The sequence below is a fragment of the Acidithiobacillus ferrooxidans ATCC 23270 genome (assembly GCF_000021485.1).
Lineage (GTDB): Bacteria > Pseudomonadota > Gammaproteobacteria > Acidithiobacillales > Acidithiobacillaceae > Acidithiobacillus > Acidithiobacillus ferrooxidans.
The window spans coordinates 789,972-808,456 of record NC_011761.1 but is presented as its reverse complement, the minus strand read 5'-3'; the positions used below and the strand labels follow the sequence as shown (position 1 = coordinate 808,456).

Here is an 18,485-nt window from a genome sequence, read left to right as displayed (position 1 = left end):
CTGAGTACCCCTGATTATTTTTTCAACACGGCATTATGCCACAGCAGGGCTAAGCCTGCATGTGGCCAGCGGCCAACGCCTGGAGCGCCACCGGAAACCCTGGGCGCGCCACGCCGCGCTCGGTGATAATGGCGGTGATCAGACTGGCGGGGGTGACATCAAAAGCCGGATTGCGCACTTCGACACCTTCGGGTGCCACCACGTGGCCCGCACACTGCTGCACCTCGGCGGCGGGGCGCTCTTCGATGACGATGCCGCCGCCATCGGGCATGGCGAAGTCCACCGTACTCAAAGGCGCCGCGACATAGAAAGGAATCTGATGATATTGCGCCAATACGGCAAGGCTGTAGGTGCCAATTTTGTTCGCCGTGTCGCCATTGGCGGCAATGCGGTCGGCACCAACGATCACCGCATGGATCAGGCCCTGCTGCATCAGATAGGCCGCGGCGCTGTCGGCATGGAGATGGAAGGGAATACCGTCCTTCTGCAACTCCCAGGCGGTGAGGCGCGCGCCCTGCAGCCAAGGCCTGGTTTCGTCAGCATAGATATGGAGCTGCTTACCCGCAGAAATCCCTGCACGAATCACGCCCAGTGCCGTGCCATATCCGCCGGTCGCCAGACTGCCCGTATTGCAGTGGGTGAGGATGCCACCCTCCGCCGGCAAGAGCTCCGCGCCATAACGGCCCAGACGCTGGTTATCGGCGATATCATCGCGGAGCAAGTCATGAGCGGCCTGTAAAAGCGCGGCAACGGCCTGTCCCGCGGTAGACACCGATTGCGCCAATGCCAGTTGCCGGTCCGTCGCCCAAGCGAGATTCACCGCCGTCGGTCGTGCCGCCTTGATCTCGTCGGCGGCACTCAGCAGGCGTGCCTGCCAGTCCGTATGTGTGCTCGCCTCGCGCACGGCCAGTGCCATGGCATAAGCCGCGGTAATGCCGATTGCCGGCGCACCACGCACTACCATCTGCCGAATCGCCACCGCCACCGCGCGATAATCACTGAGCTTCAACCAGGTTTCCTGCTGCGGCAACAGCCTCTGATCGAGAAGGCAGAGCTGACCCTCCTCCCAACGGATGGCACGAATTTGGTCGGCACTGGACACATATCCTCCTCGGCAAGATACCAGGTCGGTCGGGAGCGGAACACCGCAGTATGGTGTGCTCAATATACGGGCAGTTGAAAAGTCTGTAAAATGCGCCGGAACGTCCAGACCCCATGTTTCCGGGGCACTCCCGCTTTCACCATCAGGTCCACTCATGTCTTCTGCTAACCCATACCCCATTCTTCGCCTGCGTCCCAAGGAGGATCGCCGCCTCCGCGCCGGTCATCTATGGGTCTACAGCAACGAAATCGATGTCCAGAAAACCCCCCTCACCGCCGTCACTCCAGGCAGCGTCTGCCGGATGGAAGACGCCCAGGGTAAGGCCCTGGGGCTCGCCCACGTCAATCCTCATACCCTGCTCTGTGCGCGCTTGTTGAGCCGTGACCCGCATGTCCGCATCGACGAGGGCTTTTATCGCAGCCGCTTGCAGCAGGCTTTGCGGATGCGGGAGCGTCTGTTCGGTGCGCCTTTCTATCGCCTGGTGCATGGTGAAGGCGATGGTTTGCCGGGCCTGGTTATCGACCGCTATGAGGACCATCTGGTGCTACAGGCAGGTAGTCTCGGCATGGATCGCGATTTGCCCCTGATCACGGCGGCTTTGCAGGGTCTGCTGCGCCCGGCGGGCATTTTGCTGAAGGCCAGCGGCGCGGCGCGGCGACTGGAAGGGTTGGAAGACCGCGTCGAAGTCCTTTTCGGGCATATCCCGGAGCGGCTGGAGGTTTGGGAAAACGACTGTCTGTTCCAGGTTGACCCCCGCGGCGGGCAAAAAACCGGCTGGTTTTATGACCATCGCGCCAATCGACGCCGCTTGCGGGACTTTGCCCAGGGGCGCCGGGTGTTGGACTGTTTCGCCTATCTTGGCGGCTTTGCCATCCCCCTGGCCAAGGCCGGGGCAAGCGCCGTCACCGCTGTGGACAGTTCGGCACCGGCCCTGGCGATCCTCGAAGAAAACGCCCGACGCAACGAGGTTGAGGGCTTGCACAGCATTCACGGCGATGCCATGGAGACGCTGCATAATTTACGCGACCGCGGTGAGCAGTTCGATCTCATCGTCCTGGACCCCCCGGCCCTGATCAAATCGAAGAAGGATTTCAAGGAAGGCAGCATCGCCTATCGCCGTTTCAACGACATGGCCATGCGCCTGCTGACCCCCGGCGGCATCCTGTTCTCGGCATCCTGCTCGCATCACCTGAGCCGGGAAACGCTGCTCAGCCAGATCGCTTTTGCCCCCCAGCGTGGGGACTACCAGATCATCGGCGAAGGCAGTCAGGATATGGATCACCCCGTTCACCCGGCGGTACCGGAAAGCAACTATCTCAAGGGCTTCTTCATCCATCGTCGAGAAGAGTTACCCGAAGAGGCAGAGAAGACCGCCTGACCACCAAGCGCGGTGGATTCTTGTCGCCAGGCCCAGTGACAGGTACAATCGCGCCCACGCCGGCGTAGCTCAGTTGGTAGAGCAACCGATTCGTAATCGGTAGGTCGGAGGTTCGACTCCTCTTGCCGGCACCATAAAAACAAAGAGTTATATTTATTATTCGTATTATTTTTTTCTTTGTGTGACGAATTTGTGACATGCCGATTCAATCAGCGTTACAAGTCGAGCCAGCCCAATTACCGAAGAGGACCTGGGGGATTGTCCACCGCCTGTCGATTTTGCATTAACGGAGGACACTTCGTTTCTGGTTGGTCCCCACTCAGATGATCCGAAGCGGAAAGATTTTTACGGAGTGCTGGTGCCACCTTTGGTTGCCCACCAGTCTATGCCGCTGTAAAAATCGCTGTTTGAATAGCCAAAAGGTGGGTGAGAGTCGGCCCAAGGACATGGAATGGACCAAGGATGGCCTGGGTGTGCTGGAAGAGGTGAGTGATCCGGTCTTGGGTGTGTCGTTCTCGGCCACCGATGGGGGCTGGCATGGGTTAGCGTCCTTTGGCCTTGTGATAGGCGACAGAGCCTTCCCGCTTGCCTACCGCCAGGACCAACACTTGGACTTCCGTTTCCATCACTTGGTAGATCAAGCGATAGCCTATGCTGCGGAGTTTGATCTTATAGCGATCCGGGTGGCCATGCAGTTGAGCGGAAGGGACGCGTGGGTGCACTAAGCGTTCTGCCAGTTTCTTTTTGAATGGGGCACGGACGCTATGGTCCAAGGCCTGCCATTCTTTGAGGGCGGAGGGATGGAAAGTGAGCTCATAAGGCATCCAGCGACACCTTGATCGGGGTTTGGCCATCCTTCAGACGGCTTTCCGCCAAAGCGTTCAGCTCCAAATTTTCCAGATGTTCCAGAAGCGCAGCATAGGTAGCGGCTGGGACACAGTAAAAAGCCGGTTCGTTGCGGTTGAGAATGGCCACAGTAGCCCCTTCTCCTGCGGCCACGGTTCCCATAGGGTTCTTTTTGAGTTCGGAAACACTGGCAGCAACATCGGCAAGAATGACGTGGGTCATGGAAAGTCCCTCATAGCCTCTAAAAGACCGGTTAAGCGTACCATAATAAGTAGCCTAAAGGCCACGCGGCCATCAGGCCGATACGGTGCGTCAAAACGCCCGCATCGACTGGTCCTTCGCTTTCGACAAAAATTTTGTTGCTCTCAGCCAGTTCATGCGTTTCAGCCACGAGACGAGCATTTTGTTCAAGCGTCTTCTCGGTCGGTCGATTTCGCCAACCACGTCTGCAGTAGCTCTGCGTGATTACTCATAGCACTTCCACCACTACCGCCGTCCCATACGCCGTGACCTCATTCATGGCCTGCCCCTGCCCGGCGTCAAATTCGCCGGAATCAAAGCGCATCCCCAGTACCGCATTGGCCCCAAGGGACCGGGCATGCTCGGCCAGTTGTTCCAGGGCATCATCGCGGGTCTGAGCAATCATGTTGAGATAGCCCGCCTGCTTGCCGCCGAAGAGGGCGCGGACACCACCCAGAAGATTGCCGATGAGATTGCGGGACCGGACACCAGTCCCATAGACTGGCCCAATGACACGGACCACACGCAATGGCTTTCGTGTAGCTGGCCCGCATGCCGTCGTTGGTGTACCTCCAGACTTTACCGTTCTGGGCTGTTCCCCGTTGCTGCTGCCGCTGTAAAACCTGTTCCGCACGTTCCGACAAGGGCCCACTCTGGACGTGCCGTTCTTGGTATCGGGCAGGTACACGGTGTGGTCCAGCCAGTATACGTGCCGCTATTCCAGCCCCAGAATTTCCCCCTGACGCATGGCGGTCTCGATGGCGAAGGTCACAATGTCCGCCAGTTCCGGGTTCGTGTCTGAACAGGCCGCCAGTAACCGGGCTTCCTCATCCCCTACCAGCCGCCTGTCCCGCCCCTGGGACAGCCGAGGTCTGCGGACCAGTTCTACGGGGTTGACTAAATCTGTCATGCCCCATTCCTTGCGGGCGATGTTGTAGAGATGGGAAATATTCGCCAAATAAATGCGGATGGTATTGGCGCTGAGGCCCGCCCCTTGCCATTGCCGGACGATGCCGGACAAAGCGGGACCATCCATTTTTGCTAAAGCCATTTCCCCGTAATCCCGGCAGATGCGTCGGATATTCCCAAGGTCCCTTTCCTGCGCCGTGGGTTTTTTACTAGCAGCCTTTTGTCGGGATTTCGGTTTTGAAAAAACGCAACACATTGATTACTAGGCATATTAGTAACTTTTTCAGAAAATGGCTTGTGCAATAGAATCCGTTGGTTACGCGAATAACCCGACATAAGGCTGCTCGCGGTAGATGCCGTGCGCCTTTACCAAAGACCCAGTCGGCGCCCGTTGGCAATGACGTCGTTTAAAAAATGAAAGTACACCGGCGTCTGTACCAGCACAGGATATCACCGGGTTGCGAGAACACCTGACCGGTGTGCCACCGTAGCCTAGAACCCCCATCTCCGCCTCGGTGCGCAACGCATCAATAATCGGCGGTGCAACACGGAAATCCATATCGGCGACCCACATCGGCAACAGATCGGCGGCACGCTGCTCAGGCATAAGAAACTGCTGCCCATGCTCCCGCTCCTTCTCGCAGAAACAATTCGGCAGTCGCCAGACCGATGCCGCTGGTGGCTCCGGTGATCAGTGCTGTCTTGCCTTGCAATCTCATGTCAACTCCTCATTGAATTCAGCGCGGGACGTCCCAAATGCCAGTGCCTGCACACCCAGGCCTGCCGCTTCGACAGCCCCAGCGAGATAGCCAGGAAACTGCGGCGACCACTCGCTGGCGATGCCCGTGAGGCACCCCTGCCACGGTCCTGATATGGCTTTGGACGCAGGCGCGTGAGCATGCTGGCCACTCGCATCGCGATCCGTGGCCGTGGCGGTGCGCGGGTCTTGCGCCCAGTCCTTGATGATTTCGGCCTTGGGCGTCGCCGCGTCGGGTCCGAACATCCGGACGAACTGCGCACGGCAATGCGTGCGCATGACCTCGTCAGAGACGGTGCTGCGCACGCGCGCCGGCACGCCCAGGAAACCAAACAGCGCAGCACTGCCGTTGGGCATGGAGGCGTCGTGGATCTCGCCCATCGGCCCGCGTGCACTGCGGCCCTCTCCTGACAATCCCTGTTCCCGCCAGAACGGGGTGTCATAGATGGCGATGTACTTGGCGTGCGGCGCCATCCAGGTGGCCGTGTCGCGCCATTGCCGGGCGAGCGTTTCCGGCAAGGCTGGCTCGAAGGCGATGGTGCTTTCGATCAGACGAGGCGGTAGCGCCAGCAGGACGTGCTCGGCATGCCACGTCACGGTATGGCCGCTGGCAGCGACGCTTTCCACGACGACATGGTCATCGTTTTTGTGCAGTCGACGCACCGTATGGCCGGTCAGGACACTGGCTGGGTTCAGCATGCGGTGCAGCGTTTCGATCAAGCGGCCCATGCCGCCTGTCAGGCGCATGGACGCTGGCGAATTCACGTAGCCACGCACGCGCACGGGGGCCTTCTGTGGCGAACGCTCGACCACCATGTCACCGGCCTCGAACTGCTCGAAGATTTCCAGTCCCAGTTCTTCGATCAGGTGCCCGAGCTCGCGCTGATAGCCGGGCCAGAACCAGGCGGGGCCCAGATCGAAGCGGTCAGCGGTGCTTGCCTGCATCACCCCGTGGGAAACGACCTGTCCCGAGGCGTCAGCAGAGGCAATACGGCCACCAAGCGCCTCCCGTGCTTCCAGCACCACGTAATCCGTCACGCCCTGGCGCGCGAGGAGGTATGCCGCGTACAGGCCGCTCAAACCGGCGCCGACGATGACGATGCGTGCGCTACGCCGGCTCATACTGCTACCGCCACGTCGGACAAATGGCCTGTCTTGAGGTACACGGTGGCACCTTGATCGCCAGCATGAGGCGTCGCAGGCTCACATGCAGGCAGTCGCAACCAACTGCCCCGCTCGTAGAGCTTCCCCTCCAGCATCACCGCGCCTGACATAACCAGGATCTCAGCGCCCTCCGACGACTCATCGAGAATCCTTTCACCAGCCGCCAGACGCTGCAGGCTGACCTGCTCGCCAGCAGCCGCGAACAACGGGCACACTTCACGCGCACCCTGGCGATGCCAATTGGCCAAGTCTCGCGTGTCGATGCGAACACTGCGCTGCTCGCCATCCGGCATCTGCTGGAGTTTGACGAAAATGACAGCGCCCTCGGCGCTGGAGGGCTGATGACTGGAGCCGGGCGGGTTGCGCAGATACCAGCCTGCCGGGTAATGCCGGTCTCCTTCGGAGAATGTTCCGGACAGTACCAGGATTTCCTCGCCTCCCGGGTGCGGGTGCGCGGGAAAATAGGACTCGGGCGCATACCGTACTATGCTGGTAGCACGGGCTTTCTCCGCGCCCACGCGATCCAGCATCACCCGCTCGACCCCTCCCTGGGGGGATGCGACCCATTGGTACTCGTCGGGCGCCACGATGGCGCGGCGGGTGAAATCAGCATTGATCAGCATGATGGTTATCCAAACGGAGGGACAGCGGCATTGCCCGTCCAGGCGATAGCGGCCGCTCCCTGTCAATACGGCTTACTTGGCGGGCAGTTGCTGGTAGGCCTTGACAACACGTGCCGAAGTAGGTCAGCGCAGCACCTGCGTTCAAACAAAGCGCCTGCATGCGAAACATTAGTTGCGGCCAGTCATCACACTGCCATCGACATCCCAGACGGCGCCAGTGACCCAGGCTGCCTTGTCCGACAGCAGGAAGGCCACCACTTCCGCCACATCCTGCGGCGTGCCCACGCGGCCGATCGGGTGGAAGCTGTTGAACCCCTGCAGTGCCCTCTGGACTTCGGCCTTGGGAATGAAGCCTTCGTAGATCGGGATCTGCACCACGGTCAGCGACACCGCGTTGACACGGATGTTCTTGTCGGCCAGTTCCATGGCCAGGTGCCGGGTCAGGGAGTGCAGGCCGGCTTTGGCCATCGAGTACGCCGAGGACGGCGTGGCCGCGATAGCCTGCGATGACGACGCAGATGCCGTCGGCCAGCACGGTGCACGCGATCTGCATGCCCATGCCACTGGTGCCGCCGACGACCAGCAGCTTCTTACCCTTGAATTGATTGCTCATCTTGAAATCCTCTCTGTAGGCCCGCCAGTCGGCGGAGGGTGAAGAGAAGAAAAACTGTTGATTCCGAAGACGGCGACATTGCCGCGCCTTCGGCTGCCTCACCGAAGCACTTTCGGAATAGTTGCTATTATTCTCGTGTTCCCAATGACAGACAAACTATATAAAGCATCAGTCATTGAAAGAAAAACTTTATCGATATGAAGTCACCAGTCCATCTGAATGCTCTGCGCGCCTTCGAGGCCAGCGCCCGCCACCAAAGCTTTTCTGCGGCGGCGGCCGAACTCAACGTCACGGCAGCAGCAGTTGGCCAACTCGTGCGCTCGCTGGAGGACTGGCTGGGAACGCCCCTCTTCGTGCGCGGCAGCAGTGGCCGTGTGCGGCTCATTCCCACGGAGGCTGCCGAGCGGGCACTGCCAGATATCCGTGCCGGGTTTGATCGGCTCACTTTGGGGATACTGCTGCGTGAGCATTGGCGCTTGCAAAAGCCCGCTGACTTGGCCCAGGAAACCTTGATCCACGACTTGTCGATGGACCGACACACAGCGTTCCCAACCTGGGAAGCATGGATGAAAAAAGCCGGCGTGACGGACGTCATCACTCAACGGGGCATGCGGATCAATAATTCCGCTGCGGTACTGCAGGCGGCGATCGAGGGACATGGTGTGGCGCTGGCGCGCAGCGTCATGGCACGCGACGACTTGGCAAGTGGGCGTCTAGTCAGACTGTTCCCAGACATCGACTTTGCATCCGCACTGGCGTACTACGTCGTGTATCGACCTGAATGTGCCAGTTTGCCCAAGCTGACTACCTTTCGGGATTGGTTGCTAGCAGAAGCCGCCCCCGCCCAAGCAGGAAATGGAGAGTTTTAAATCGCGGGCCCCAGTCTTCGACCGACCTCCCAAGACACTCCACCGCCGTGTATCGTTGCGGCGATCTGCTGCCCCAGTCGCTGCTCGATCGGTCGCGGTAGAGACAGTAGTTACCCACCGCCCCCCGCACAGATCCGTACGAGCGGAATTACCGCATACGCAGGAGCGGCTAGAGCGATCCCAACAACAGATGCAAGCACTGATACATCAACCTCAAGAGCAACCTGCGCCTTCTCACAAAAGAAAAAAGTGGTGGCCGTGGTAACAGCCAAAACGCTGTGCCGCCTCTGCTAGAAAATGTACTATACAACCATGAAATTAGGAGGGTACCTATGCAGCCAAATATCGCAGGGTTTCCACACCCTGAGCTGATTGGGACATTCCGCCAGTTCGGGCCGTTTGGGATTCCATACCAGATACTCAAGGAAGGCCATGACACTGTGAAGGGCTGGACCGTCGAGATCGAGGTGCCGCAGACAGGGGAACGGTTGGAGTACCCCCTTAAAGACGCCCTAGACGATCCAGAGGCCCGCTAGTGTTCGCCATTGCCTTTGATCTGACGGTAAAGGTTGCTTCAAGCGTTAGGCGTCAATGAACATCGACCATGCCACGCTGTCCGACGTTCGCGCTGTCGCCGAGATTCATGTCGATGCATGGCGCTCGGCCTACTCGCGAATCCTACCTGCGGATTATCTCGCTTCCTTGTCAGTCGAGAAACGGGAGGCGATGTGGAAGAACATTATCGAATCTGGGCAAACAGAGATTCTCGTTGCTAAGGATGGCGGGACCGTTCTTGGCTGGGTGTCGTTCGGTGCTTGCCGAGATAAGGATGCACCATCCTCTCAAGCGGAGCTGTGGGCCATGTATGTGGCACCAAACAGTTGGTTCAAAGGGGTTGGGCGTCAGCTGTGGCTACGGGCGCGAGAACTCTTGTCTCAGCAAGGCTACAGCACGTGTAGCCTGTGGGTATTTACGGAAAACGAGCAAGCCATCCGCTTCTACAAGGCTATCGGATTCGTGGCAGGCACCCTGCCTCCGCAGGAACTCGAGTGCGGTGGTCAGCAGCTTCAAGAAGTACGCTACGTCTGCAGAATTGACACCTAACCCTTCGCTCAGCCTAAACGATGGGAATTCTGACGGGGTTTTTATATTCCGAGACTAGTCGCTATGATACGAACCCGAAATCAACCGCAGCTATCAGGATATGGCCAGCCATTACGGGGCGGTTCAGTGAATCATTGGCACGAATATCTGGGCGAGCCTACCGTGGCCGATGCGGTACTGGACCGACTGCTGCAGAGTGCTCACCGACTGGAGCTGAAGGGGGACTCCCTGCGTCGTCGCAGTGATGGACGCGACACCCCAAAAGTTGACCCATCGTGACCACCTGGGGATAAAATGGCGGTGACCAGAATGTACGCTTTTCGGGGGTGCCCACGATCAGCGGAATCACTGCCCACGATCGCCGGAATGCGCACTTGACGGAGCCATGGACTTGGGCCACGCTGCAGTAGCGTCAAGACTTGGGGACGCATTGCTCTCCCTTATAAGCTGCTTTAAGCGGCTCACGAATCAAATCTCCCGGCTTTATCTGGAGTCATTTACTTATGAGGTTTTCCCGATGAAGTCTATAAAAGTATTGCTGCCGAGTATCACAGCCATCCTGTTGCTGAGCACTTCCTCTGCCTATGCCTTGTCTTTAGGTCAGCTCGCAAGAATGAGCCCTAGTCAAAAAAAACAGGCCCAACAGTATTTTCGAACTCATTCTCTGGATTTTTCTTCTGTTTTCAAAAGATATCATCCAGGACCTTACTGGATATTGAAGAACAAATCTGCGTTTCGCTTGACACCTAGGCAAATCCAGGGGGAAGTTCAGCTCAAGAATGAGATGGCTATGCGCACCATTGAGGATAGCAGTGCTTTGCAGCACGCATATGACAAATACAAAAAGGACGCCTCTACCGCACATCCGACCTTGGCAATGATAAAAAGCGACATCATCCGCGTTGGAAAAGCGGAAACGCAATTGGCATGGGAAATGGTTCCCTATCATCTCCAGGGCTATGCTTTGCTCAATCCGGCACAAAAAGCTACCTACACCCAATTGTCAGCCAAGACCTGGGCACAGCATCACAGAACGCCTGACAAGCGAGCGGGGGGCCAATAATCGCTCAGAGACCTCGCATGAATTTTCGGCTATTGCTTGTCTAGTCATCACGTTTATAAACATTGGATAATACTTTTTTCAAGAACTTATGCTACAGTAAAAGGGTTCATGAACAAGTGAAAACAGGGCGGTTCCAAGACATAAGACTGCGAGCCTGTGTGATAAGAGTCAACGGCATGATCTGCGCACCCTTCTCGTTCGGAAATTGCGGCAGGATGACGATCCCGCTTACCGTGCACTTTGGCGGGATGCCTTGCAACAACATGCACAGTGTTTCCGCATAGCTGCAGGAGACGATGTCCCCGCGGAGATCCCCACGCGAGGAGCGGAAGACCGCTTAACCTTGGGTGCTTTCGAGAAAAATGCACTGGTCTGGATTGTCAGTCTGGAGCGAGATCGCGGTGTGAAGTTGCGGCATAAGGCGCTACTTTTTCGCATGCTCGTTGCGTCGGAGGTGGCTGGCCGTGGCGTCGGTAACTCGCTGTTACTAGAGGTACTTTCTCGAACACAGGGCATCGACGATTTACGGTGCATTCATCTGACCGTTCTGGAGCGAAACCAGCGGGCGCGAGATCTGTATCGATCGCTGGGCTTTGTGGATTTCGCACTGGAGCCAGAGGCCGTTCGAATGGACGCAGAGTATATGGGCGAGGTACAAATGATGCGATTCCTCAGAAGGTGAATACCATGAAGCTGATGCAGTACTAGGTCGATGCCTTTAGTCACCAGGTTTTTTCCGGCAATCCGGGGGCCGTTGTTCCTCTGGACCAATGGCTTCCCGATGCGATCATGCAAGCCATTGCCGAAGAGAACCATCTCTCCGAGACCGCCTTTTATGTCCCGGCGAAAAACCCCGGTACCTTCCATTTACGATGGTTCACACCGGTGGTTGAAGTGGATTTGTGCGGTCATGCCACCCTGGCAACAGCGCATGTGCTCTTTCAGGAGCGCGGATTTCCGGGAGACGAGATTGCCTTTGAGACTCGTAGTGGCATATTGCGGGTCAAAAAAATGCCTGAAGGGCAGCTCTCCATGGATTTCCCGCTGCGACCCTTGCATCCAGTGGAAACGCTCCCGTTGATGGAAAATGCGTTGGGATAAAAGCCCCTCGCGGTGCTGGCGGGCGACGACTATGTCGTGCTTTTTCGCGACGAAGCGCAGGTTCGCGCCATCCATCCCGATATGACCGTGTTGCAGAGGCTGGATCTGCGCGGGGTAGGTATTACCGCTCCAGGGAAAGACTGCGATTTTGTCGCGCGATTCTTTGGACCGAAAGTCGGGGTTCCCCATGTCGTAGTCCTTTATCAATACTTCCATACCCGCTTTTTGCATTGAAGTGCGGGTTTAGTGGAGTAACGAAACCTCCCGCTATCGTTATTATAGTCACATTTCCAGCTCATGTAAGAACTTTCTCGCATGTTTTTCATCGCCTTGCATCTATTTCACGGATAACGCCATGTTACTTTATGAATCTGGAAAAAAATGCGTAAAACCACGATTTAATAAGCTCTTAGATAAATTATCGGGAATGGCAGGGAATGGGACGGGGTGGCTTTGAGAGTGTGAAAAGTTATCCACAGGAACGTTACCGAGGCCGAAATCATGGGATGCAAGACAAACAGCCATGCCTGGCGGTATTCTTCGTTGATGGTGGGACACTCGAAGAAGATCGCATGGCGACTAAAACCAGAAAATTTACAATCATGGGAGTTTTATTGATTCTCGCAACTATTGTTTTCCTGCAACAGGCACCTGAAACCAAGGGAACCACGACTCAAGCGCCGCCCGCAAACCAGCTATTCGTCCCGCACACCGGGCATCACGCAACACTCTTGCCGGCACCATAAAAACAAGCACCTGGCTTAACGGCCAAGTGCTTTATTTGTGCCCGACGGACTTTACGGACCATCCGCATCCGGATGGCAAGGCCGGTCACACGACTCAGATACCTTACCTTTCCTGGCCCATTTCCAGCGCCTGCGCCACTGCATCTTCCACCCGTTCTATCCAGATGAAGGTAAGTTGTTGCCGGGCGTTCTCGGGGATGTCTTCGTAATCCCGGCGATTGCGTGCCGGCAATAGCACCGTGTGAATACCGGCACGCAGCGCCGCCAGGACCTTTTCCTTGATCCCGCCTACGGGTAGAACCAGGCCACGCAGACTGATCTCGCCGGTCATGGCCACATCCGGCCGCACCTTGCGGCCGGTGAGCAAGGAGATCAGCGCCACAGCAAGAGTCACCCCCGCGCTGGGACCATCCTTGGGGATGGCACCGGCGGGGATGTGGATATGGATATCGCTCTTGTCGATGCTCTCCTGGGCAATCTGCCAGTCCGCCGCCCGCGCCTTGACCAGACTCATGGCCGCCTGGGCGCTCTCCTTCATGACGTCGCCGAGCTGGCCGGTCAGGATGAGGCGGCCGTTGCCCGGGCTCTTGCTGGCCTCGATGAAGAGGATATCCCCGCCCACCGGCGTCCAGGCCAGACCGGTGGCCACGCCGGGGAGGGCCACCCGCGAGGCAACTTCGCTTTCAAAGTGCGGAGGACCAAGAACAGTGACCAGATCATCGGGACGAACCTGCATCCCGCTGCTGCTGCCCTCGGCGACGCGCACCGCCACCCAGCGGCAAATGGCCCCCAGCTCCCGCTCCAGGTTGCGGCAGCCGGCCTCGCGGGTATAGCCGCGGATGAGGGCCAGCAAGGTATCTTCTTCCAGCACCAATTGCTCCGCCGTCAGGCCCGCCGCTTCCCGCTGCCGGGGCAGGAGGTAGCGGGAAGCGATATGCATCTTGTCCTCCTCCGTATAACCCGAGAGCGTGATGATTTCCATGCGGTCCCGCAGGGGGCCGGGGATGGTATCCAGGATATTGGCCGTGGCGATGAAAAAGACGTGGCTGAGATCAAAGGGCATGGCCAGATAGGTGTCGCGAAAGGTACGGTTCTGCTCCGGATCCAGCACTTCCAGCAGGGCGGCAGCGGGATCGCCGTGGAAACCACCGGCGCCGAGCTTGTCGATCTCATCCAGGAGCATCACCGGATTGCGCACCTCCACCTTGCCCAGGGCTTGAAGGATGTTGCCCGGCAGGGCGCCGATATAGGTGCGCCGATGGCCGCGGATCTCCGCCTCGTCATGGACGCCGCCCAGGCTCACGCGCACAAACTTGCGCCCCATGGCGCGGGCGATGCTCTGGCCCAGAGAGGTCTTGCCCACCCCCGGCGGCCCCACGAAGCAGAGAATGGGACTCTTGCCGCTGGAATTCAGGCGATGCACCGCCAGATGCTCCAGGATGCGCCGCTTGATCTTGTCGAGGTCGTAGTGATCCTCGTCGAGAATGCCCCGCGCTTCCCCGATGTCGATGCGCTCCTCTGTCTCCTTGCTCCAGGGGAGGGCCAGAATGGCGTCGATATAACTACGCACCATGCCATACTCGCCGGCCCCTTCGGGCATCCGCTGCAGGCGACGCAACTCCTTGCGGGCCACCGCCTCCGCCTCGGCGGGCAAGTGCGCCTCGTCAATGGCATGACCCAGAGCCTCCATCTCACCGTTGCCCTCCTCGCCTTCCCCCAACTCTTGCTGAATGGCCTTGAGTTGCTCGCGCAGGAAATACTCACGCTGGCGGCGATCCATGACCTCCTTGGTCTGCTCGCCAATCTTGTGGGTAAGCTTCAGGACCTCGATGCGATAGCCCAAAAACTGCGAGATCTGTTCCAGACGGCTGCGCACGTCAAGATTTTCCAGAATCTGCTGGCGCTCCTCGGGCTTGAGATCGAGAAAGTTGGCGATCAGATCCGCCAGTGCCCCGGGCTGCTCCACGTGGGCGATGGCCTGGGCCAACTCCTGAGGCACCTGCGGCAGGAGAGCGAGGGCTTCGGTGGCCTGCTGGCGCAAGTGCAGGACGCGGGCATCCAGCTCCGAACCGGTGGCAGTGGTTTCCTCCAGACGTTCGATACGGGCCGCCAGAAAGGGATAATCCGGCAAAAATTCGCGCACCCGGAAACGGCCCTCTCCCTGAGCAATGAGGTGGTGGCCGCCATCCCCGGTGGTCACATAGCGCAGGACGGCGGCCACCGTACCCACCGGGTAAAGATCATCGGGACCCGGTGCGTCATTTTCTGGATCCTTTTGCAAGAGCAAGGCAATGGGGCGCTCCTGGCGGATGGCCTCCTGGGCCGCCGCCACCGATTGCGCGCGGCCGATACCGAGGGGCAGAACCACTCCCGGGAAGAGGACAAGATTGCGCATGGGCAGCACCGGCAGGACATCCTCCGGTAATACCAGTTTGCTGCTTTCGCGCGCCTCCGTGTGCGTATCGTTCATTTCATACCCCTTTGCCGGCGAAAGGACAAATGGAGACAGCCATCGCGCATTTCCCAGCCCTGCAACGTCAAGCCATCGGGAATCTGCAGGCGCCGGTCGAAAACGCCGTAGGGGATCTCCAGACGATGGATATGCCCCGTTTGCAGTTCTGCGGAAAGCCGACGTTGACCACTCACTATCAGGACGTTGCCGCTGAAGATTACCTGTACCTCCTCCGGGCTAACGCCGGGCAATGCCACGACAATCTGCAGCCCACCACTGCTCTCAAAGACATCCATGGGCGGCTGCCAGGCTGGCTGGCGACCCGACGGGGCCGGCTGAAAGAAGCGCCGCTGCAAGCGTTCCGCACGCTCCAACATGTCTATGGCTTGCATCCACATAATGTCTTCCAGATCGCGCATCCCCCACTCCCCCTGATCGGCGTCCATGACGTCCCAATATTGTAGCGTATTTTTGCGGCTATACCTCTCCAGCCTGGCGGCGACAACCAGGCTGACGCCGGGGCTAAGCAAGCGACGAAATACGTTTCACGGCGCCCAACGCCGAAGTTCAGGGACGCGCCGCCGATAGGCGGAGCGTCCCCTGTAACGATGGATTGGGCCTCTTTCACTCATAGTGCGTCCACATGCGCAACACGCGAACCACTCGCTCCTTTGGAAAGACTTCATAAACCAAACGATGCTGAATGTTGATGCGTCGTGAATACGCGCCGGCGAGGTCGCCTACGAGATTCTCGTAGGGTGGCGGGTTCTGAAATGGATCGGCGGCAAGAACGGCCAGGAGTTCTATTGCGTTGTTTTTTAAGCCAGCAGCCGCCAGCTTCTTCGCATCCTTCTGCGCGTGTTTCGAATAGACCACCTGCCAACTCACCACTTGAGGTCCATATTGCTCTTGCTAAGGGGCTCAGCCATACCCTCCTTGATAGATTCGCGCATGCCCGGAACGGAAAGGAGGTATAGTGTTTCTTGGATTGCTTCCCAATCTTCCGTGGAGAGAAGGACCGCACTTGTCCGCTTTCCGGCGATATAAATGGGCTGATGTGACTCAGCGGCTTGGTCAATGAGCCGATATAGGTTGGCGCGTGCTTCGCTTGCAGTGAGGGTGGACATCTTCGTTTTCCGAATGGAGAAATCTTAATAGTACGTATTAACGTACGCCTCGTCAACCTGCGCTTTAAGGGGCCTAATCGGGATAGGAAGAAGCCTCACGGCCCCTCCCACACCATCGGACGTACGGATCACGTATCCGGCGGGTCGATGAATTGAATGCTTACCGGGCCGCAAGGCTGGGTAGTCCCAAGTTATTGAGGTAGCGCCATGGTAGCGCAATAGCCAATGCCGGCGTCTTCGACGGCCGCCATGGACCGTGTGCCGACTTACTGGTATTCCACGCTTCGCGCACAGACACGCCGCGCTTGCGTAGTTCCCTGTAGCCCGCCGGCCCCCATTGTTTCCAGAGATAGTAACGTAACTTGCGTCGTACCCACTTGTCGATGTCGCGCAGAGGGCTCAGTACCTCGGCAATGCCGAAATACGCTTTCCAACCAAGCAGGACTTTCCTCAGATCTGCCACGATAACGCCAATGTTGTTGCCTCGCGTACGACGGGTCAGTTCCCGCACCCGGTTCTTCAGCTTTGCGATGGCCTTGTCGGCCACCTTCAGCCTAGCTCCGTTGCGGCTGACCGTGAAGCCCAGAAACTTGCGGTTCTATGGCCTGCCTCCAATTGCGCGCGAATTTCCGGCCAGTGGTGGCGGAGGTAGTCCGGTAATTCATCGACGCTCATGCCGTCAATGCCCGGCGCGCCTTTGTTCTGGCGCACTTGCTTCAATGCGCGTTGCAGATTGGCCCGTTCCAACACCTGGGCCAGCAACGCTTGGGGGTGAATCGACTCCACACCCACCACCATCGCACTTGCAATGAGTCCCTTCAGCGTGTACTGTATTTTTATACAGTCAATGCCGAAGGAGGCATCACATGGCACCCCATCATTCCGCATCGCAGTTCCGGCCCAAGACGGCGGGCATTCTGGCCTTTGGCGCGCTGATTGGCCTCTGGCTGGGACATCAGGACAAAGGTTATCAGCCTGGTCCGACATCCTCTATGGAGTCTGTGGTACTTCAGCAGATTCCGCAAACGGCCACCTTCCAGCGCACCGCACAAGACCAACCCGCTACGGAGCCTTTTACAGCGCAGCCGTGATAAACTGCGCCGGGCAAAAATGGCTTTAGGGCCGATCACACGCGGCAAATCAAGGAGTTACTGTGGAACTGGATCACAAGGCCCGCGAGGCCATAGAAGACATCATCAATCGCCGGGAGGGCATCAACTCCATACAGGCGCAACTGAAGGAAGACATCAAGGCGATAGCCGAGTACCTTGCGGTAAAACCCGCGCAGGTGGCCCGGATCGTCAGCCTGGTGGAGCGGGAACGTGCCAAGGGGGATGTACTGGAGGCCGAGCGTGGGGTGATCGACGCGGCGGAGTCCATGATCCCCGTAACGGCGTCGGCGGAAGAGCAAGACGCTTAAGGCGGCGATGCGGCTGCGGTGTCTGAAGCATGCACTGCGTCCGCATCCAGAAATTGCAGAAATGCCCGGATGGTATGGGACTGATAAATAGGCTGCGGTCGGGCCATATACAGTGTCCATTGAATGCCATGAGGTGACGGTAAGCGGCGCACATGGACGCGCCAGTCTTTTCGGAAGCGCAAGGCTGCGGCAGTCACAAACCCGATGCCCAGTCCTGCATCCACGGCGGCACCCACCGCCTCGACACCGGTCACTTCGATGGATTGTTTGGGCGTTAAGTGCGCATCATGAAACACCTGCTCCACGGAGCGGCGAATGCCAGAGGCGCGTTCCCGCCAGATCATGGGGTAGGACATGAGGCTTTCCAGGGTGAGGTCGTCTTGCGCCAGCAATGGGTGCCCCTCCGGGAAAATCGTCATGATTTCATCGTGTAACCATGGCGTTACCGTATAGTAGGAAGGCAACCCTTCCAGATCCAGCCCACCTTCCAGAAAGAACAAATCCCAGTCGGACAACGAGATGTCCGACCAGTTGATGATGCCACCGCGCAGTTGGAGTTCCACATCGGGGAACTGGCGCTGAAAGGCCACCAGACGCTGTGGCAGAAAATAATTGGCCACCGTATTGGTCGCGGCGATACGCAGCACGCCGTTTTGCAGGCGCTGTCGGCGCAACACGATGTCGTCAAATTCGTCGACCACATCGCGCATCCGCTGAGCGGTGGAGAGCAGCGCCTCCCCGGCCGGCGTGAGGCGAATACCCCGGCCGCTGCGCATGGTGAGCGGTTCCCCCACTTGCTGGGTGAGTTTCTGTAAACGCTCCGTCACCGCCGGTTGACTGCGGTGCAGCACCCTGGCCGCCGCACTGATGCCCCCGGACCGGGCTACCGTTAGAAAAGTCAGCAAAAGCTCGGTATCCATATATCGTCATCACCTATAGGTTAGTTATAAATTTCCAATTTGACCTATATA

The 18,485-nt window shown here is 58.3% G+C and carries 29 protein-coding genes, 1 tRNA gene and 1 pseudogene; 14 read left to right on the top strand and 17 right to left on the bottom strand.

Annotated features, from left to right (window positions below; all coding sequences use genetic code 11):
• Nucleotides 1-49: 49 nt before the first annotated feature.
• Nucleotides 50-1,102, bottom strand: coding sequence for an S-methyl-5-thioribose-1-phosphate isomerase (gene mtnA, locus AFE_RS04190; RefSeq protein ID WP_012536417.1), 1,053 nt, complete (start codon nt 1,100-1,102; stop codon nt 50-52).
• 154 nt (nt 1,103-1,256) lie between these two features.
• Between mtnA and AFE_RS04185 the strand changes: the two genes are divergently transcribed.
• Both AFE_RS04185 and AFE_RS04180 read left to right on the top strand, forming a co-directional pair.
• Nucleotides 1,257-2,480, top strand: a complete 1,224-nt coding sequence (locus AFE_RS04185; RefSeq protein WP_012606680.1) for a class I SAM-dependent rRNA methyltransferase — start codon at nt 1,257-1,259, stop codon at nt 2,478-2,480.
• 58 nt (nt 2,481-2,538) lie between these two features.
• Nucleotides 2,539-2,614: transfer RNA gene (locus tag AFE_RS04180), tRNA-Thr, on the top strand.
• A 408-nt stretch (nt 2,615-3,022) separates the two neighbouring features.
• On the opposite strand, the gene AFE_RS04175 is transcribed toward AFE_RS04180, so the two are convergent.
• From AFE_RS04175 to AFE_RS04135, 9 genes are all read right to left on the bottom strand, one after another.
• Nucleotides 3,023-3,304 (bottom strand): type II toxin-antitoxin system RelE family toxin, encoded by a 282-nt coding sequence (locus AFE_RS04175; RefSeq protein WP_009564272.1) that lies wholly within the window; start codon nt 3,302-3,304, stop codon nt 3,023-3,025.
• Nucleotides 3,294-3,548 carry a type II toxin-antitoxin system Phd/YefM family antitoxin gene (locus tag AFE_RS04170; protein WP_009564270.1) on the bottom strand — a complete coding sequence of 85 codons (255 nt, stop codon included), beginning with the start codon at nt 3,546-3,548 and terminating at the stop codon, nt 3,294-3,296. Before AFE_RS04170 ends, AFE_RS04175 begins: the two co-directional genes overlap by 11 nt.
• A 247-nt stretch (nt 3,549-3,795) precedes the next feature.
• Nucleotides 3,796-4,089 (bottom strand): YbjQ family protein, encoded by a 294-nt coding sequence (locus AFE_RS04165; RefSeq protein WP_012606678.1) that lies wholly within the window; start codon nt 4,087-4,089, stop codon nt 3,796-3,798.
• Nucleotides 4,090-4,281: 192 nt separating this feature from the next.
• Nucleotides 4,282-4,617 carry a site-specific integrase gene (locus AFE_RS15220; RefSeq protein WP_012536413.1) on the bottom strand — a complete coding sequence of 112 codons (336 nt, stop codon included), beginning with the start codon at nt 4,615-4,617 and terminating at the stop codon, nt 4,282-4,284.
• A gap of 174 nt (nt 4,618-4,791) precedes the next feature.
• Nucleotides 4,792-5,082: a hypothetical protein gene (locus tag AFE_RS04155; RefSeq protein ID WP_041645337.1), complete on the bottom strand. Its 291-nt coding sequence runs from the start codon at nt 5,080-5,082 to the stop codon at nt 4,792-4,794.
• Nucleotides 5,075-5,194 carry a short-chain dehydrogenase gene (locus AFE_RS04150; RefSeq protein WP_009564254.1) on the bottom strand — a complete coding sequence of 40 codons (120 nt, stop codon included), beginning with the start codon at nt 5,192-5,194 and terminating at the stop codon, nt 5,075-5,077. Before AFE_RS04150 ends, AFE_RS04155 begins: the two co-directional genes overlap by 8 nt.
• Entirely contained in the window at nt 5,191-6,354 is a 1,164-nt protein-coding gene (locus tag AFE_RS04145) for a flavin monoamine oxidase family protein (protein WP_012536412.1), read from the bottom strand. Before AFE_RS04145 ends, AFE_RS04150 begins: the two co-directional genes overlap by 4 nt.
• On the bottom strand, nt 6,351-7,019 hold the full coding sequence (locus AFE_RS04140; protein ID WP_009561118.1) for a cupin domain-containing protein: 669 nt from the start codon (nt 7,017-7,019) through the stop codon (nt 6,351-6,353). Before AFE_RS04140 ends, AFE_RS04145 begins: the two co-directional genes overlap by 4 nt.
• A gap of 168 nt (nt 7,020-7,187) precedes the next feature.
• Nucleotides 7,188-7,487, bottom strand: coding sequence for an SDR family NAD(P)-dependent oxidoreductase (locus AFE_RS04135; protein ID WP_226834093.1), 300 nt, complete (start codon nt 7,485-7,487; stop codon nt 7,188-7,190).
• Between AFE_RS04135 and AFE_RS16705 the strand changes: the two genes are divergently transcribed.
• The 10 genes and pseudogenes from AFE_RS16705 (at nt 7,480) to AFE_RS04100 (ending at nt 12,515) form a co-directional block, all read left to right on the top strand.
• Nucleotides 7,480-7,674 carry a hypothetical protein gene (locus AFE_RS16705; protein WP_225487690.1) on the top strand — a complete coding sequence of 65 codons (195 nt, stop codon included), beginning with the start codon at nt 7,480-7,482 and terminating at the stop codon, nt 7,672-7,674. The two genes, AFE_RS04135 and AFE_RS16705, sit on opposite strands and share 8 nt — an antisense overlap.
• A gap of 155 nt (nt 7,675-7,829) precedes the next feature.
• Complete coding sequence (locus AFE_RS16695; RefSeq protein WP_012536411.1) at nt 7,830-8,501, top strand: LysR family transcriptional regulator; 672 nt, start codon at nt 7,830-7,832, stop codon at nt 8,499-8,501.
• A 332-nt stretch (nt 8,502-8,833) separates the two neighbouring features.
• Entirely contained in the window at nt 8,834-9,037 is a 204-nt protein-coding gene (locus AFE_RS04125; RefSeq protein ID WP_009568151.1) for a DUF5397 family protein, read from the top strand.
• A 55-nt stretch (nt 9,038-9,092) separates the two neighbouring features.
• On the top strand, nt 9,093-9,605 hold the full coding sequence (locus AFE_RS04120; RefSeq protein WP_012536410.1) for a GNAT family N-acetyltransferase: 513 nt from the start codon (nt 9,093-9,095) through the stop codon (nt 9,603-9,605).
• 126 nt (nt 9,606-9,731) lie between these two features.
• Nucleotides 9,732-9,884, top strand: coding sequence for an ATP-binding protein (locus AFE_RS15960; RefSeq protein WP_009562947.1), 153 nt, complete (start codon nt 9,732-9,734; stop codon nt 9,882-9,884).
• 106 nt (nt 9,885-9,990) lie between these two features.
• Nucleotides 9,991-10,668: a hypothetical protein gene (locus tag AFE_RS04115; RefSeq protein WP_012606675.1), complete on the top strand. Its 678-nt coding sequence runs from the start codon at nt 9,991-9,993 to the stop codon at nt 10,666-10,668.
• A 205-nt stretch (nt 10,669-10,873) separates the two neighbouring features.
• On the top strand, nt 10,874-11,350 hold the full coding sequence (locus tag AFE_RS04110) for a GNAT family N-acetyltransferase (protein ID WP_009562945.1): 477 nt from the start codon (nt 10,874-10,876) through the stop codon (nt 11,348-11,350).
• 38 nt (nt 11,351-11,388) lie between these two features.
• Nucleotides 11,389-11,769: pseudogene (locus AFE_RS16690) on the top strand (PhzF family phenazine biosynthesis protein); the annotation flags it as partial.
• Nucleotides 11,770-11,781: 12 nt separating this feature from the next.
• A complete protein-coding gene (locus tag AFE_RS16685) occupies nt 11,782-12,003 on the top strand; it encodes a PhzF family phenazine biosynthesis protein (RefSeq protein WP_009562941.1) in 222 nt (73 codons plus the stop codon).
• 272 nt (nt 12,004-12,275) lie between these two features.
• Complete coding sequence (locus AFE_RS04100; RefSeq protein WP_041645334.1) at nt 12,276-12,515, top strand: hypothetical protein; 240 nt, start codon at nt 12,276-12,278, stop codon at nt 12,513-12,515.
• 103 nt (nt 12,516-12,618) lie between these two features.
• Here AFE_RS04100 and lon read toward each other — a convergent pair whose 3' ends face one another.
• The 6 genes from lon to AFE_RS04070 form a co-directional block, all read right to left on the bottom strand.
• Nucleotides 12,619-14,985 carry an endopeptidase La gene (lon, locus tag AFE_RS04095; RefSeq protein ID WP_012536408.1) on the bottom strand — a complete coding sequence of 789 codons (2,367 nt, stop codon included), beginning with the start codon at nt 14,983-14,985 and terminating at the stop codon, nt 12,619-12,621.
• A complete protein-coding gene (locus AFE_RS04090; RefSeq protein WP_012536407.1) occupies nt 14,982-15,386 on the bottom strand; it encodes an Hsp20/alpha crystallin family protein in 405 nt (134 codons plus the stop codon). The genes lon and AFE_RS04090 overlap by 4 nt, the downstream gene beginning before the upstream one ends.
• Before the next feature lie 205 nt (nt 15,387-15,591).
• On the bottom strand, nt 15,592-15,855 hold the full coding sequence (locus AFE_RS04085; protein ID WP_009567646.1) for a Txe/YoeB family addiction module toxin: 264 nt from the start codon (nt 15,853-15,855) through the stop codon (nt 15,592-15,594).
• Nucleotides 15,852-16,094, bottom strand: a complete 243-nt coding sequence (locus tag AFE_RS04080; protein WP_009567645.1) for a type II toxin-antitoxin system Phd/YefM family antitoxin — start codon at nt 16,092-16,094, stop codon at nt 15,852-15,854. The genes AFE_RS04085 and AFE_RS04080 overlap by 4 nt, the downstream gene beginning before the upstream one ends.
• A gap of 160 nt (nt 16,095-16,254) precedes the next feature.
• Entirely contained in the window at nt 16,255-16,641 is a 387-nt protein-coding gene (locus AFE_RS04075; RefSeq protein ID WP_012536406.1) for a group II intron maturase-specific domain-containing protein, read from the bottom strand.
• A 2-nt stretch (nt 16,642-16,643) separates the two neighbouring features.
• The gene (locus tag AFE_RS04070; RefSeq protein WP_146235817.1) at nt 16,644-16,880 is read right to left on the bottom strand and encodes a hypothetical protein; all 237 of its coding nucleotides are present in this window, start codon (nt 16,878-16,880) and stop codon (nt 16,644-16,646) included.
• Between the two features lie 80 nt (nt 16,881-16,960).
• Here AFE_RS04070 and AFE_RS04065 point away from each other — a divergent pair, with 80 nt between their 5' ends.
• Both AFE_RS04065 and AFE_RS04060 read left to right on the top strand, forming a co-directional pair.
• On the top strand, nt 16,961-17,185 hold the full coding sequence (locus tag AFE_RS04065) for a hypothetical protein (protein ID WP_009566160.1): 225 nt from the start codon (nt 16,961-16,963) through the stop codon (nt 17,183-17,185).
• Nucleotides 17,186-17,247: 62 nt separating this feature from the next.
• Nucleotides 17,248-17,514, top strand: a complete 267-nt coding sequence (locus AFE_RS04060; RefSeq protein WP_009566161.1) for a hypothetical protein — start codon at nt 17,248-17,250, stop codon at nt 17,512-17,514.
• On the opposite strand, the gene AFE_RS04055 is transcribed toward AFE_RS04060, so the two are convergent.
• On the bottom strand, nt 17,511-18,434 hold the full coding sequence (locus tag AFE_RS04055; protein WP_012536404.1) for a LysR family transcriptional regulator: 924 nt from the start codon (nt 18,432-18,434) through the stop codon (nt 17,511-17,513). The genes AFE_RS04060 and AFE_RS04055 overlap by 4 nt on opposite strands.
• Nucleotides 18,435-18,485: the final 51 nt, after the last annotated feature.